The organism is Shewanella sp. 125m-7, from assembly GCF_052977045.1.
This window is the reverse complement of sequence record NZ_JBRILQ010000008.1, coordinates 118308-134955: the sequence shown is the minus strand read 5'-3', so window position 1 is coordinate 134955 and position 16648 is coordinate 118308. Positions and strand designations below refer to the sequence as shown.

The 16648-nt window shown below is 42.9% G+C and carries 11 protein-coding genes; 8 read left to right on the top strand and 3 right to left on the bottom strand.

Translation table 11 applies throughout. The features are described 5' to 3' along the window. The first annotated feature begins 46 nt into the window (after positions 1–46). The gene (locus ACVBIL_RS06065; RefSeq protein WP_447166085.1) at positions 47–2113 is read left to right on the top strand and encodes a dipeptidyl-peptidase 5; all 2067 of its coding nucleotides are present in this window, start codon (positions 47–49) and stop codon (positions 2111–2113) included. A 182-nt stretch (positions 2114–2295) separates the two neighbouring features. Here ACVBIL_RS06065 and ACVBIL_RS06060 read toward each other — a convergent pair whose 3' ends face one another. Then, positions 2296–2877, bottom strand: coding sequence for a prepilin-type N-terminal cleavage/methylation domain-containing protein (locus ACVBIL_RS06060; protein WP_447166084.1), 582 nt, complete (start codon positions 2875–2877; stop codon positions 2296–2298). Positions 2878–3367: 490 nt separating this feature from the next. Beyond that, positions 3368–4948, bottom strand: coding sequence for an isocitrate lyase (locus ACVBIL_RS06055; RefSeq protein ID WP_447166083.1), 1581 nt, complete (start codon positions 4946–4948; stop codon positions 3368–3370). Between the two features lie 109 nt (positions 4949–5057). Here ACVBIL_RS06055 and ACVBIL_RS06050 point away from each other — a divergent pair, with 109 nt between their 5' ends. From ACVBIL_RS06050 to ACVBIL_RS06025, 6 genes are all read left to right on the top strand, one after another. Continuing rightward, positions 5058–6002, top strand: a complete 945-nt coding sequence (locus ACVBIL_RS06050) for a LysR family transcriptional regulator (protein WP_447166082.1) — start codon at positions 5058–5060, stop codon at positions 6000–6002. Between the two features lie 209 nt (positions 6003–6211). Continuing rightward, entirely contained in the window at positions 6212–8383 is a 2172-nt protein-coding gene (locus ACVBIL_RS06045) for a malate synthase G (protein ID WP_447166081.1), read from the top strand. Positions 8384–8693: 310 nt separating this feature from the next. Then, positions 8694–9395, top strand: a complete 702-nt coding sequence (locus tag ACVBIL_RS06040; protein ID WP_447166080.1) for a response regulator — start codon at positions 8694–8696, stop codon at positions 9393–9395. Then, positions 9395–10870, top strand: a complete 1476-nt coding sequence (gene creC / locus ACVBIL_RS06035) for a two-component system sensor histidine kinase CreC (protein ID WP_447166079.1) — start codon at positions 9395–9397, stop codon at positions 10868–10870. The genes ACVBIL_RS06040 and creC overlap by 1 nt, the downstream gene beginning before the upstream one ends. A 73-nt stretch (positions 10871–10943) precedes the next feature. Next, a complete protein-coding gene (gene creD / locus ACVBIL_RS06030; protein ID WP_447166078.1) occupies positions 10944–12434 on the top strand; it encodes a cell envelope integrity protein CreD in 1491 nt (496 codons plus the stop codon). 79 nt (positions 12435–12513) lie between these two features. Continuing rightward, positions 12514–12966, top strand: coding sequence for a ribosomal maturation YjgA family protein (locus tag ACVBIL_RS06025; RefSeq protein WP_447166077.1), 453 nt, complete (start codon positions 12514–12516; stop codon positions 12964–12966). A 90-nt stretch (positions 12967–13056) separates the two neighbouring features. Here the strand turns inward: ACVBIL_RS06025 and adhE are convergent, their stop codons facing one another. After that, a complete protein-coding gene (gene adhE, locus ACVBIL_RS06020) occupies positions 13057–15672 on the bottom strand; it encodes a bifunctional acetaldehyde-CoA/alcohol dehydrogenase (RefSeq protein ID WP_447166076.1) in 2616 nt (871 codons plus the stop codon). A gap of 331 nt (positions 15673–16003) precedes the next feature. Here adhE and ACVBIL_RS06015 point away from each other — a divergent pair, with 331 nt between their 5' ends. Next, complete coding sequence (locus tag ACVBIL_RS06015; RefSeq protein WP_447166075.1) at positions 16004–16627, top strand: YchE family NAAT transporter; 624 nt, start codon at positions 16004–16006, stop codon at positions 16625–16627. Positions 16628–16648 lie beyond the last annotated feature (21 nt).

Sequence of the window (16648 nt, the reverse complement as noted above, 5' to 3'; positions counted from 1 at the left end):
AAATTGAACTCTTACATCTTTTAACTATAACAATAAGATTATAACGATGAAAAAAACTGCAATCATAATGGCGCTTGCGTCTGCAGGCGCGGTATTTAGCGCTCAAGCCGCACCTCCTTCGCCTTTTTCTGTTCAACAACTGGTAAAAATGAATAAGCTGCATTCGGCAGCATTATCGAATGATGGCGCTAAACTTGTTTATGCTGTGAAAAATATTGATGCAGAGGGGTCGGCGAGCACCGACCTTTATATTCAAGATTTGGCTGCTACGACTGCTCAACCAAAGCAGATCACCAGCGCGGCAGGCACAGAGCACAGTGTTGCTTTTGCTCCTGACGATAAAAGTATTTACTTTTTAGCGGCGCGCAACGGTACGACTCAGATTTATAAGCTTGCTCTTGATGGTGGCGAAGCTATTCAAGTTACCGATTTTCCACTCGATGTTGATGGTTTTAAGTTATCGCAAGATGGTAAGCAAGTCGTCGTAAATATGCGTGTGTTCCCTGAGTGTAAAGACTTAGCCTGTTCTAAAGACAAGTTTACTGAAGACGCAGACCGTGACACAAGGGGTCGTGAATATAAGCAGCTGATGGTGCGTCACTGGGATACCTGGAGCGATCATTCAAGAAGCCACTTGTTTGTTGCCCAATTAAATGGCGAAAAAGTAAACGGAAGCAAAGTTTCTGATGCGGTAGATGTAACGGCAGGATTAGACACAGAAACACCGCCTAAGCCATTCTCTGGAATGGAAGAGGTGACCTTTACCCCAGACGGTAAACATGTGGTTTATAGCGCTAAAGCACCGGGTAATGATCAAGCATGGATCACCAACTACGATTTATGGCAAGTGAGCGTTGCTGGTGGTGAGGCTAAGAACCTAACTGAATCAAACAAGGCGTGGGACGCGCACCCAACTTACTCAGCTGATGGCCGTTACTTAGCGTATTTCGCCATGACAAAACCCGGTTTTGAAGCTGACCGTTACCGCATCATGCTGCGCGACACTGTGACCGGACAAGAGAAAGAAGTTGCACCACTTTGGGATCGTAGCCCAAGCTCTTTGGCGTTTGGTAAAGACAACAAGACGTTATATGTTACCGCACAAGATCTTGGTCAGGTATCAATCTTTGAAGTTAACACGCAATTTGGTGATGTGAAAACTATCTACAATGAAGGTAGTAACAGCATTGTGGGCGTGAATAACGACAAGATTATCTTTAGTCATAAATCACTCGTTGAGCCAGGCGATCTTTATACGATTAACCTTGATGGTCAAAATCTTAATCGTTTAACAGACGTCAATAAAGACAAACTCGCTGAGATTAAGTTTGGTGAATACCAGCAATTTAGCTTTAAAGGTTGGAACAACGAGGAAGTTTATGGCTACTGGATCAAACCTTCAAACTATAAGGCGGGCGAAAAGTATCCAATCGCTTTCCTAGTTCATGGTGGTCCACAAGGCTCATTTGGTAACTCGTTTAGTAGTCGCTGGAACGCGCAGTTATGGGCGGGTGCTGGTTACGGCGTGGTCATGATCGACTTTCATGGTTCAACGGGTTACGGTCAAGCGTTTACAGATTCGATTACCCAAGATTGGGGCGGCAAGCCACTTGAAGATCTGCAAAAAGGCTTAGCGGCTGTGACTAAACAGCAGAAGTGGTTAGACGGTGAAAACGCATGTGCTCTTGGTGGCTCATACGGCGGCTACATGATGAACTGGATCCAAGGTAACTGGAACGATGGGTTCAAATGTTTAGTTAACCACGCCGGCTTGTTTGATATGCGTTCTATGTACTACGTGACAGAAGAGTTATGGTTCCCAGAGTTCGAGTTTGGCGGTACCTATGACAAGAACAAAGAACTGTACGAGAAGTTTAACCCTGTTAACTATGTAGAAAACTGGCAGACACCCATGCTTGTGATCCACGGTGAGAAAGACTTCCGTGTACCATATGGTCAAGGCTTAGCGGCATTTACCTATATGCAGCGCAATGGTATTCCATCAGAACTACTTATCTATCCTGATGAAAATCACTGGATATTGAATCCTGATAATCTAGAGCAGTGGTACGCCAATGTGCTTGGTTGGATGGACCGCTGGACTGAAAAATAAACCAGTCAACTGATACAAAGATAAAAGCCAGAACTTAAGTTCTGGCTTTTTGTTTATCACGCTAATATCTATTCATTTAGCTGGAATTTAAAGAGTTACAGGTAAGCAGCGAACTTGAAGCTAATAGTAATTCTATATCAATAGTTTCACAGTGCTTTGCTTCTAAACAGCTCTAACGCTCTCTAGCAGTCTCTGTCATATACTCGAACTCCATAGTCACGTATTGCTGTTGGGGAACTATATTCAACATGGCATTCAAATTTACCCGCTTTAATATCAGCGAGTTTATCTTGCCACTTGATGGGCACGATAGCCGTTGCTGATAAGTGCCTTGGTACACTGGTGAAAACAAATTCTGATGTAGGCAAGCCAAAGGCGGTGCGATAGTTTTGGTTTACGACCTCGCTAGAGGTCATTGGCGGCAATGGGTAACCTAAACTGACATAGAGCCGAGTACCAGAAACATCGACAAAATATTCGCCCACAGATACGTCCCAGTTAAGATGTCCACCACATTGGAAGCTACAGCCTATTAACGTTTCAATGCTAGCAACTGAGCTCTTGCTATAAACCAATTGATTTTGGCTATTCAGATCCGCTGCAATACCATGTAACTGTGAAATTTGCGCATCACGACTAAAGTCCACGAATTTGCTAGTGGCTATAACGGTAATAATGCTCAAAATAACGATAACAACGACTAATTCAATGAGGGTGAATCCAGCATCGTTTTTGGGGAAGGACTGTTTTCGTGTCGGTAGCATTACTTTGTCTCTTTATTTACAAAGCGCGCAAGGTTATCGACCTAACGGTTACCAAACAAGCTTGGGCTGATACATTGTGATACAGTTTTCTTGAAGTGTTAATGTGCTCACGCTTTGATGTCATACCTTAGTGATCTTAGGCCGGTTTTGTATGTGCTGTATTTTTTGAGGCAGTATTTGTGTTTATCCTGAGGACTGTAACCACATGAGATTGAGTTAATATTTGCTATCGCGGCTGAAAAATTTATCACGATAATATAATAAAACTTTAGTTGAAATAAATTGATGGCTAACTTGAAGATTCTAAATAATTTTGATTATACCTTGGTGAAACAGTTGGTTATGGCGCCATAAGATTGATGGCTCCTAACCTGTGTAGCACTTTTATGATTTTCAAAACAAAAAGGCCTGCAATTAGCAGGCCTTTTATAATTAGCTCATTCAAGTAATAGAGTCCACTTCAAAAACTCATAACTCAATGACAACTTAGCTAAAATTGGTTCATGGTGTTGTCTTTACCTGATGCTTTCAGCGCTTGGTCACCAGAGAAGTACTCTTTGTGATCATCACCCATATCAGAACCTGCCATGTTTTGGTGCTTAACACAGGCGATACCTTGACGGATCTCCTTACGCTGGACGTTAGCCACGTAACCCAACATGCCTTGGTCACCGAAGTATTCTTTCGCTAGGTTATCAGTCGATAGCGCAGCAGTGTGGTACGTCGGTAGTGTAATCAAGTGATGGAAAATACCCGCTTCACGTGCAGCATCTGCTTGGAAAGTTCGAATTTTCTCATCGGCCTGAATCGCGAGTTCAGTGCTATCGTAATCCACGCTCATTAGCTCGTCACGATTATAAGCCGTGACATCTTGTCCAGCATCGCTCATTGCATCGAATACTTGTTGGCGGAAGTTAAGCGTCCAGTTAAACGATGGCGAATTGTTATATACAAGCTTGGCATTCGGAACGGTTTCACGGATTTTGTTTACCATGGCACCAATCTGAGCAACGTGAGGCTTCTCTGTCTCAATCCAAAGCAGGTCTGCACCATTTTGCAGAGAGGTGATGCAATCAAGTACACAACGCTCTTCACCAGTTCCCTTACGGAATTGAAATAGTCCATTTGGAAGGCGAGAAGGTTTAACTAGCTGGCCATTTTGCTGGAAGACCACATCACCATTAGCAAGCTTGCTAGCGTCTACTGCTTCAACTTGTAGGAAAGCGTTATATTGGTCGCCCAAGTCACCAGGCTCTGCCGTTACCGCGATTTTCTGGGTAAGACCCGCACCTAATGAGTCGGTACGCGCAACAATAACACCATCATCAATCCCCAGTTCAAGGAACGCATAACGAACCGCATTAATTTTTGCAAGAAACTCAACATGTGGAACCGTAACCTTGCCATCTTGGTGGCCACATTGCTTAACGTCTGACACTTGATTTTCTAACTGAATACAGCAAGCGCCGGCTTCAATCATCTGCTTGGCCATAAGGTAAGTGGCTTCTTCGTTACCAAAACCGGCATCAATATCAGCAATGATTGGCACAACATGCGTTTCAAAATTATCAATTTTCGCTTGGATTGCTGCTTTATCTGACTCGATTGCTGCATCTAATTGACGAAATAGTCCACCAAGCTCACGCGCATCGGCTTGGCGCAGAAAGGTGTATAGCTCTTTAATGAGTGATGCGACCGAGGTTTTCTCGTGCATAGACTGATCTGGAAGCGGACCAAACTCACTGCGAAGCGCTGCTACCATCCAACCAGACAGGTAAAGGTAACGACGTTTTGTGGTCAACAGATGTTTCTTAATAGAAATCATCTTTTGCTGAGCGATAAAGCCATGCCAACAACCTAGAGACTGAGTGTACTGCGACGAATCTTTATCGTAGTTATCCATATCTTCACGCATGATTTTTGCCGTGTACTTAGCAATATCCAATCCGGTTTGGAAACGATTTTGTAGACGCATACGGGCTACAGATTCTGGGTTTATGGCGTTCCATGCACTACCTTCTGCATTAATCAAGGTAGCGGCTTCATCGATGTTTGATCTGTAATTTGTCATGTGTCTATTCCTTAACAATATGATTAGCGGCGATTGATTACGTTGAAAATATTAGTTAGATTTGGTTAAATAAGTCTAATTTATAGTTCCTATTGTCGGTATTTGTTATATGAATATATCTCGTATTGATTTGAATTTATTGGTTTATTTGGATGTTTTACTACGTGAAAGAAATGTTACAAAGGCCGCTGATCAGCTCGGTATAAGCCAACCTGCGATGAGTAACGGCTTAAAAAGATTACGAACGTTATTTGATGATCCCTTGCTGATAAGAACCAGCCAAGGCATGACACCAACGGAGAGGGCAAAGGAGCTACAGCCAACAATTAGCGAGCTTATAATCGGCTTAGAGAAAGCGGTGCAGCCTAGAGCTGAATTTAATGCTCTAGAGAGTGAGCAAGTGTTTCGAGTCATGGCCAGCGACTATGCTGAAGCCACATTAATTCCACCACTTATCGCAAGACTACGCACCGAAGCGCCTAATGTCATCTTAGATATCATGACCCCAAGCGATGTGAGTTTCCCTGATGTAGAACAAGGTCGTGTCGATATGGTGATTAACCGTTTCGACAGTATTCCCCAGTCATTTCATCAAAAGATTCTTTGGAGTGATGACTTTAGCTGTTTGATTAGTAAGACTAATCCTGTTCTTGATAAGTTTTCATTAGACAGCTATTTAAAAGCGAATCATGTCTGGGTGAGTAAAACAGGCATGGGCGTCGGTGTAGGAATGGATCCAGGAGATGTGCAGCGGCTAGGTTGGGTAGATGAAGCGTTAACCCGTATCGGCGTTCAGAGACGGATCACCGTATTTACCCGTCATTATCAAGCAGCGTGTTTGTTGGCAGAGCAACAAGATTTGATCGCAACCATACCAAGTAAAATGGCCAAACAGCACGAAAATAATGAGCGGGTTTGTATTGTTGCGCCCCCATTTATTATTCAACCCATCGCGCTAACTATGGCCTGGAGCCCGCTGTTACAACATAATCCAGCGCATAAGTGGATGCGACAACTTATTACACAGACTGCCGATAGTTTTGGGCGTAAATAGTTTGTTAAGTAACAAGTTTACAACCTTGTTGATTATTTACCCCAAAACCCTATTTTTCATAACTTAGGTGAATAGTGGGGATAACCAGTATAAATTTTATAAATGTTATTGATTGGGTATAGGGTAAGTAGGTATAGGTAACTGAATTGGCTTCAGTACAATGGATGTTAATTGCTTGCAAGAGCTAAACGGATAGATAAGGGCGCATTATGACTGCACGTATTCAAGTAGGTGGTTTAAAAATAGCAAAATCACTATGGGAATTAGTGGACAGTGAGATTTGTCCGGGTACAGGGATCAGTTCGCAGATCTTTTGGAAAAAATTTGAAGAGATCGTTAACCAATTAGGTCCAGTCAATAAGGCGTTACTGCTTAAGCGAGAGCAATTACAACAACAGATCGATGAATGGCATCAAGGAAACGCGGGTAAAGGCTTTGATTTAAGTGTTTATAAAGCGTTTTTAACCGATATCGGTTACTTGGTAAAAGAGGGAGAACCTTTTTCGATTTCGACTGAAAATGTCGATGCCGAAATTACCTCTCAAGCCGGTCCACAACTTGTGGTGCCAGTTAAAAATGCACGCTTTGCACTTAACGCTGCCAATGCACGTTGGGGCAGTTTATATGACGCACTTTATGGAACCGATGCGATATCAAGTCATGATGGCGCCGAAATAACCAAAACTTATAATCCTGTGCGTGGCAATAAGGTTATTGCGTTCGCAAAACAACATTTAGACACGGCTGCGCCGCTCGTTAACGCCTCACATCGCGATGTGATTGAGTATGTTGTCGAGAATGGTACTTTGCAGGCCAAACTTGACAATGGTAGCCAAACTGGACTTTCTCACCCACAAAGATTTGCAGGTTTTCAGGGAGCAGAGCAAAAGCCTACATCAGTACTCATTGTTAATAATGGGCTGCACATTGAGATCCAAATCGATAGAGAACATCGGGTAGGCAAGACTGATTTGGCGGGTGTAAAAGATCTATTAGTAGAAGCTGCAGTGACCACCATTATGGATTGTGAAGACTCAGTGGCGGCGGTTGATGCTGAGGATAAAGTTGAGGTCTATCGCAACTGGCTAGGGTTGATGCAAGGTAATTTGAGCGCCAGCTTAGTTAAAAACGGTAACGAGATTATTCGCCAGTTGAATAACGACAGAGTATACACTGCGCCTAATGGAAAGAGCTTAACGCTCGCCGGACGTAGTTTGTTGTTTGTTCGTAATGTTGGGCACTTGATGACCATTGATGCTGTACTCGATAAAAATGGTGAAGAGGTGCCTGAAGGGTTTCTTGACTGCATGATAACGGTACTGGCTGCGATACATGATCTTAAAGGCAATAACAATCAGCGCAGAAATAGCCGCAAAGGTTCCATTAATATTGTTAAGCCTAAAATGCATGGCCCAGAAGAGGTCGGCTTTACTTGTGATCTGTTCGCCCACATCGAAGATGCGCTTAAGTTAGCTCGTAACACCATTAAAGTGGGGATCATGGACGAAGAGCGCCGCACCACCATTAACCTTAAAGAGTGCATACGAGCAGCGTCTGAGAGAGTCGTGTTTATTAATACCGGGTTTTTAGATAGGACCGGTGATGAAATTCATACTTCGATGCTGGCTGGGCCATTTGTTGCAAAATCAGTGATGAAGCAGCAAGCTTGGATTAAAGCTTATGAAGATTGGAATGTCGATATCGGACTCGAGTGTGGGCTACAAGGTCGAGCGCAAATAGGCAAGGGCATGTGGGCAATGCCAGATGAAATGGCGGCGATGCTTGAGCAAAAAATTGGCCACCCACAAGCGGGAGCGAATACCGCTTGGGTTCCATCACCTAATGGCGCTGTTTTACACTCTACGCATTATCATCAGGTGAATGTGGATGAGGTGCAGCAACAACTGAAACAACGTCCTCGTGCAAGTTTGGATGATTTATTAACGATTCCGCTTTTACAACAAGGTGAAACACTCACGTTAGAGCAAAAGCAGTTTGAACTGGATAATAATGCCCAAGGTATTTTGGGCTACGTAGTTCGCTGGATTGACCAAGGCGTTGGTTGCTCAAAAGTACCTGATATCAATCATGTCGGATTAATGGAAGACAGAGCCACACTACGCATTTCATCGCAATATCTAGCCAACTGGTTATTACACGGAATTTGTAGCGAGCAAGACGTTATGGCATCGCTTAAGAAGATGGCGTTCGTGGTTGATAAGCAAAATGCTAATGATCCTGCGTATATCAATATGGCACCAAATTTTGATGGCATTGCCTTTAAAGCAGCTTGTGACCTGATATTTAAAGGTACTGAACAGCCGTCAGGATACACTGAGCCGTTACTGCATGCCTATCGTAAGCAGGCTAAAGTAAAGTAAACGCCCGTTTAAAGCTCATTTTTATTAGCGTTAATCCTTGGCTAAAACTCCGCTATGAATACTTATTCATAGCGGAGTTTTTATTTAATCGAGCGTAAATTGCTAACTTTTTGCACGCTTTTGTAGACGTTGATCTGAAAAAGTGTCTGCCTATCTGGAGTTTGATTGTCCAAGCCCTAACAAACAGCGAGCGTAGCTTTAGTCACTTACCTCAATCCTCTTAGCTTCAACAATATGATTATTATGTCGATTTATGCTCTCGCTCTAAGTTAAGCTTGTTGCCCATAATTAACAGTAAAGGGTTAACCAGTTGAGCGCTAAAGCGACGGTAGTCATTATTGAAGACGAGCCAGCCATTGCAGATAATCTAATTCATGTACTCGAAATGGAGGGTTTTAACGTTTGTTGGTTTGCAACGGGTAAGCAAGGTCTAGCCTATGTGGCTGCCAACTGCGTTGAACTGGTGGTGCTAGATGTCGGCCTGCCTGATGTTAACGGTTTTGAGCTTTGTAAAACAATACGAGAATTTTCAGATGTGGCGATTATCTTTTTAACGGCGAGAAATGATGAGATAGACCGAGTGGTAGGTCTAGAAATTGGCGCAGATGACTATGTCACTAAGCCATTTAGCCCGAGAGAAATGCTTGCCAGAATTAAATTACGGATTAAAAAGCCCGTTGTTCTTAATGCTGAAGCCGAAAGCCGTAAAATCCTAGATAGCGCGGTAAGCAGTTTGCAATCAGTCAATTTTGATTACAGTGTAAATGGTCAAATGCTCGGGTTAACTGCAGTCGAATTCAAAATCCTAGATAAGTTAATTAATCGCAGCGCTAATGTATTAAGTCGTGAACAGCTACTCGTTGCTGCTGACATCGCGCAGTCAGCTTCATATGAACGCAACATTGATTCTCATATAAAGGCCATTCGTAGCAAACTTAAACCGTTTGATTTGTCTGATTTGATTAAAACTAAACGCGGATTTGGTTATTTTTACAGTGAGAGTCCAATTTAATGAATCGCTGGCCAAAAATCCCATTAGGGTTAAGGTTATTTTCGCTGTACTTCATATTAGTTGGCATCACGGCTTATATGGTAAGCACCACAGTGATTAAAGAGCTTAAACCGACAGTACGGCAAACAACAGAAGAAACGCTTATCGACATGGCTAACTTGTTAGCCGTTTTGGCCCAAGAGGAGGTCGTTAAAGACCAAGTTTCTGAAAGTCGTTTCGCTAAGTTACTTGCGGCTTATGGCCTACGCGAACCTGAAACGCGTATATGGGAGCTAGGTAAAAAAGCGCTCAACCATCGTATTTATATTACGGATAAAAACGGTATTGTGATTGCCGATTCTTGGCAACAAGATGTGGGCGAGGATTACTCGCAGTGGAATGATGTGTATCTTACCTTGCGAGGCCAATATGGTGCGCGCAGTACAACCGAAGATCCAAACGATCCTTTATCGACCGTGATGCATGTCGCTGCCCCAATCTACTATGACAATAAGATTATCGGCAGCGTTACAGTGGCTAAAGCCAACCGTTCTTTACAGCCTTATATTGACCTTTCTAAACGCAATGTTTTGTATTGGATGATATTAATGAGTGGCCTTGTGCTTATTGCAGGTGCTTTATTTTCCTGGCGGATCCATTCTGCACTGCATAAGTTGGAAAACTATGCCTATAAAATGGGCCGCGGCGAAAAAGTAGTAAAACCTAGATTCCGGGTTTTCTATGAATATGGCAATTTAAGTAATGCCTTAGAGAAAATGCGTGAGCAAATTGATGGTAAAAAGTATGTCGAGCAGTATGTTGAAACTCTCACGCATGAACTAAAAAGCCCACTGTCTGCGATAAAAGGCGCCAGTGAAATACTGCAAACGCCATTACCAGCCGATAAAGTCAGCCGTTTCTCAGCCAATATAGAGCGGGAAAGTGACCGTATGCAGTCGTTAATTGATAAGTTACTGGAACTTACTCGACTTGAAAAACGACCACAACTTGAAGTCTTAGCGCCAATTAACCTTTATGAAATGATAAACGAGGTTAATTTATCATCAGATGCGCGTTTGGTCGCTAAAGCGGTAACCTGTCAATTTGAAAGTGCTGGGTTACAGCAGGGTAAAGCCAACACTTGGCATTTGTTGGGCGATGAGTTTCTGTTCAAACAAGCACTTTTCAATCTAATGGACAATGCGATTGATTTTGTTAATCAACACGGCACGATAAAATGGTCCATTACGGGGGGGGATAATGAGCTTGCGCTATCAATTTGTAATACAGGCTCGCAGATCCCAGATTATGCAATGGCACGCATTATTGAACGCTTTTATTCACTGCCGCGTGAAAATGGGATTAAAAGTACTGGTTTAGGCTTAAATTTTGTTGAGCAGGTCGTCAAGTTGCATCATGGCACACTCAATATAGAGAATGTTCCGCAAGGCGTTAAAGTCACAGTGATTTTACCTCTGTCTGCAAACTCCATCTAATCTCCACATTCGCTCCACTCAATCTCCAATTGTTGATTTTAACATTGAGCAATCAACAATTGGAGAATAATCCGTGAAAAATATACTTAATAATCAGACCGTGAATAAATTTGGTTTTGTGCTTTTGCTCTTTGTGTTATTGCAGATCCCTTTGTCTATGGTAAGTGATTTAATCTCAGAGCGTTCTTATCGATTAGAGGAAGTTCGAGGCGAAATAGCTCGTAGCAGTACGGGTGAACAGCGGATTATAGGGCCTTTTATTACAGTGGATTTCACTGAAAAGGTTAACCATGAAGGTAAGACCTATTTTACCGAGCATCGTAAGTTTATTTTGCCAGAAACGTTTAATCTCAATGCGGATCTTGAAAGTGATGCAAAGTATCGGGGGATCTATCAAGCACGGCTATACAAAGCTGATAGTCATCTAACAGGAACGTTTGATTTAAATCCGTTAACAGAGATTGACCAAGATAAGATTAAAAGCATTTCTATGGTGGTAGGTGTTAGCGATAGTAGGGGACTGATAAAACTCAGTAACATGACACTGGACGGAAACAGTATTGACGTTCAGCCGGGGACTGGACTAAATCAATTTGCCCAAGGCTTTCATATCAACCTTGATTTAACTGAGTTGTTGGGGGCTGACGATATGACTCATGCCAACACTAATATTCAGCCGCTTGAGTTCGATTTTAGCTTTTTATTGCAAGGTATGGAGTCCATTCAGGTTAGCCCTATAGGTAAAGTTTCCAACGTTGAAATGAGATCAGAGTGGCCACATCCGAGTTTTACTGGTGATTTTTTACCGATTTCATCTGATGTTTCTGATAAAGGCTTCAACGCTCAATGGGCAAGCAATAATTTCTCTTCAAATATAAGTCAACTATTTGAACGTTGTATGGGGGATACTGGTGCTTGCGCTGAGTTAGAGCGCCGTCAAATGGGCGTTGATTTGATAGAACCAGTTGATCATTACCTTAAGTCTCACCGAGCTGTTAACTATTCACTGTTAGTTATTACGTTGGTGTTTGCGAGTTTCTTTCTACTAGAACTGTTTCAAGCGCGCCTAATGCACCCTGTGCAATATGGTTTTGTTGGCTTAGCTTTGGCATTGTTTTATCTATTACTTATTTCTTTAAGTGAGCACCTTGGTTTTAATTGGGCTTATATTTTGTCAGCTATCGCCTCGACATTTTTGCTTAGCATTTATGTTGGTGGCATGTTGGCCAACTCTAAACAGGGAAAATTGTTTGGACTCTGCCTAATGGGTCTTTATGGTTTGTTGTTTGGATTGCTACAAGCTGAAAGCTACGCCTTGTTAATGGGAAGTTTACTGTGTTTCGCGATTTTAAGCTTGTTGATGTTACTCACTAGACATGTTGATTGGTATGCAAGAAGTGACAATGGCGTGGCAAAAACTGATCCTACTGTTAATGATAGCAATATGACTAAAAGCGTTGTAATTGATGGCATTGAAACCAGCGAGACTAAAACTGTACCAGCAGAAATTAACGTTAGAAAAACCACTGCTGCAAACTTCAAAGCGCCAGCAGACGATGAGTGAATCTAACGGTATTAACAAAGGCGTTAATGCCAAACTTGTTATAGATCAAGCACCTATAGCTATTTAGCAGAGTCTTCAATTGGCTAAAGGTTTTAAACTTACTAAAGATGTTGAATGCATTAAAGAGGTCGGTGTAACGGGTGAGCAAAACAAACCCTGTTTGCGCTTTTCCCTTGCTCGTGGACTGGCTAGCTTAATCTTATTACTGCTATTAATCGTTATTGCCGTCTTTGCTCGGGATGCGTTTATACGGCCGATTTTAGGCGATGTACTGGTTGTTGTTTGGTTATATTATTGCCTATCTAGCTTCATTAACTTGCCGGCTCAAACCTTGGTGATGGTCACAGTGTTGATAGCCTTTGCGGTAGAGTTTGCCCAGTATCTTCATTTAGCGAAATTATTGGGGCTCCAACCAAGCTCTGTTTTGAGTGTTATCCTAGGCGCCACTTTTGATTGGTTAGACTTAGGCGCTTACTTGGTAGGCGCAGCGACTTGTGTGATTACGGAGCGTATACTATCTAATAAGCGTTAATCGTAATTTAGTCATACGAGTGCGTAAAAAAACCTAGCCAAATGGGGCTAGGTTTTATTAGTGTACTTCTGCGTACTGACGATAAATTAATTATTCATCGCTGTAGTCGTTTCCATAGTAACTCGCCAGTAATACTTGCTTAAGTTCAGCAATCAATGGGTAGCGCGGGTTTGCGCCGGTGCATTGGTCATCAAAGGCGTCTTCTGCTAACTCGTCGAGTTTGGCGAGGAAGTCGGCTTCGTTGACGCCTGCTGCTTGGATTGAGCATGGAATGCCAATCGTCTCCTTGAGCTCATCAATTTTTTTAAGCAGTGCCTCGACTTTTTCCTCATCACTAATGCCTTCGCCTATTGCGCCTTCCAGTGTTAAGAATTCAGCAATCTTTGCGTAGCGGCAAAGTGCTTTCGGTCTATCATATTGACTAAATGCTGCCTGTTTAGTCGGCAGATCTGTTGCGTTAAAACGGATCACATTACTGATTAATAATGCGTTCGCTAAACCATGGGCTAAATGAAACTCTGCGCCGAGCTTGTGCGCCATTGAGTGGCAAATACCTAAAAAGGCGTTGGCAAAAGCGATGCCCGCAATAGTGGCGCCGTTATGCACCTTTTCGCGAGCTACAGGCGCATTGGCGCCGTGCTCGTAAGCATCGGGTAAATGTTTAAACAACAAGTCTAGTGCTTGAAGTGCCTGACCATCACTATATTCGTTGGCCATGACACTAACATAAGCTTCTAGTGCATGGGTGATGGCATCAATACCACCAAAGGCGGTGAGTGACTTTGGCATATCCATCACCAGATTAGGGTCTACAATCGCCATGTTTGGCGTTAACTCATAATCGGCAATCGGGTATTTCATCCCGGTTTTCTCATCGGTTACTACGGCAAAAGGGGTGACTTCAGAGCCTGTGCCTGATGTGGTTGGTATGGCGACCATTTTGGCTTTTCTACCCAGTTTGGGGAATTTATAGATACGTTTGGTGATATCCATAAAGCGCAATGCTAAATCAGCAAAATCAACATCAGGATGTTCATACATCACCCAGATAATTTTAGCGGCGTCCATTGGCGAGCCACCGCCGAGCGCAATAATCACATCAGGTTGGAAGCTTTGTGCAACTTTGGCGCCTTGCTTTACAATCTGCATAGTGGGATCGGCTTCAACTTCGTAGAAGATTTCAGTTTCAAGTCCTTGGCTTTTTAGTATTTTAACCGTTTCATCGCAATAACCGTTATTGAAAAGGTACTTATCAGTCACTATCAGCGCACGTTTCTTATCGCTAAGTTCTTCTAAGGCGATAGGTAAGCTGCCTCGGCGGAAATAGATCGATGATGGTAGTTTATGCCACAACATGTTTTCAGCCCTTTTTGCGACCATTTTCTTATTGATTAAGTGACTCGGGCCAACATTCTCTGAAATGGAGTTACCACCCCAAGAGCCACATCCTAGCGTGAGTGATGGCGCAAGCTTGAAGTTATACAGATCGCCAATACCGCCTTGTGAGGCAGGGGTATTGATTAAAATACGCGCGGTTTTCATCCTGAAACCAAATGCTTTTACCCTGTCGATTTGTGTATCTTGGTTGGTGTAAAGACCCGAGGTGTGGCCTATACCGCCTAATGTCACCAGAGCTTCAGCCTTATCAACGGCATCTTCAAAATTTGCTGCGCGGTACATAGCAAGCAGCGGCGAAAGTTTTTCGTGGGCAAACGCTTCAGCTTCATTAATATCAGAGACTTCACCGATAAGCACCTTGGTAGTGTGGTGCACGTCTATGCCGGCCATTTTGGCGATACTTGCCGCGCTTTGACCGACTATATCGGCATTAAGCCCACCATTTTTCAAGATAATACTCTGCATGGCAGCCGTTTCCGAGGCTGTTAATACGTATCCACCATGGCTAGCGAAACGTTCTTTTACGACTTCATAAATTTCATCAACGATGATGACCGCTTGCTCGGATGCACACACAACACCGTTATCGAAGGTTTTTGACATCAATATTGAGCTTACCGCCCGCTTAATGTCTGCGGTTTCATCTATCACAATAGGGGTGTTACCTGCGCCGACTCCGATTGCAGGTTTACCTGAAGAGTAGGCGGCTTTGACCATTCCGGGCCCGCCTGTAGCAAGAATGAGATTGATGTCTTTATGGGTCATTAATTGATTGGATAATGCTACTGATGGCTCATCTATCCAGCCGATAATGTCTTTTGGCGCGCCAGCAGCTACGGCAGCGTCCAGCACGATACGAGCGGCGGTTGTTGTTGAATTTTTAGCTCTAGGGTGAGGGGAGAAAATAATGCCGTTTCGAGTCTTAAGGCTAATGAGTGCTTTGAATATCGCGGTTGAGGTTGGGTTAGTTGTAGGTACTATACCGCAAATAATGCCGACAGGTTCGGCAATGGTGATGGTGCCGAATGTGGCGTCTTCAGATAAGATCCCACAGGTTTTTTCGTCTTTATATTTATTGTAGATATATTCTGAGGCAAAGTGATTTTTAATCACCTTATCTTCAATGACGCCCATCTGAGTTTCACTTGCAGCCATCTTAGCAAGTGAGATCCGCGCGTCCGCAGCGGCGAGGGCCGCAGCCCTAAAGATCTTATCAACTTGTTCTTGAGAATAGTTGGAGAATGTTTGTTGCGCTTGCTTAACTCTCGCGATTAAAAGGTTGAGTTCTTGCTCATTAGATACAGTCATGATTGCAATCCTGAAAAAATTTAGCCAAACCGTATTTGGCTAAACATTCTCTGGTGCTCTAAAATCCATTTTATGAAGAAAAATTACACACAAACGCGATGTGATGCCGTGATGAATGCCACAGTTTAGGGGCGTTCTGTAATTTTATCACCATGTTAAAAACAACTTGTTGCTGTTTTAGGGCAGTGACAACAACAATTGATTATAAAATTTTATTCAAAGTTGTGATTCAGGATAGAAAATCTCATTTTTTCTTTTTGGAGTCGTGAGTTAGAGTAGCGCCATATTTTTTAGGAACAGTTAACGCCTTGGATGCGTTGAGGATAAGACGTTGGATTTAACACTCTACGTTAAGTTTTTTTTAGGTTTAGTTGCCATTATCAATCCATTTGGATTGCTACCTGTTTTTGTCAGCTTAACCAGTCATCAGAATGAAGTTGAACGTAATCAAACAGCTAAAGTTGCTAACTTTGCCGTAGTGATCATTTTGCTGGTAACGATATTCGCTGGCCAACATATCTTAAATATGTTCAGTATTTCGCTGTCTGCTTTTAGAATTGCCGGAGGCACGCTAATCGCTATTATTGCAATGTCGATGCTGCAAGGTAAATTGGGTGAAGTTAAGCGTAATAAAGAAGAAGACCGAGAAGCCTCTGGTATGGAGTCGGTCGCGGTCGTCCCTTTGGCCTTGCCTCTAATGGCAGGTCCTGGCGCCATTAGTTCGGTGATCGTTTCTGCAGCAGAGCATAATAGCCTTGAAAATCTAATTGGCATGTCTATTACCGTTATTCTTTTTGGCTTGCTCAGTTTTACGCTGTTTAGAATGGCGCCGATTATCTTTAAGGTTTTGGGTAACACTGGTATTAACGTCATTACCCGTTTAATGGGTTTGTTAATGTTATCTATCGGTATTGAAGTCATTGCTACTGGTGTTAAAGGATTTTTCCCCGGTTAAGCACGGAATACACAGTAGAAA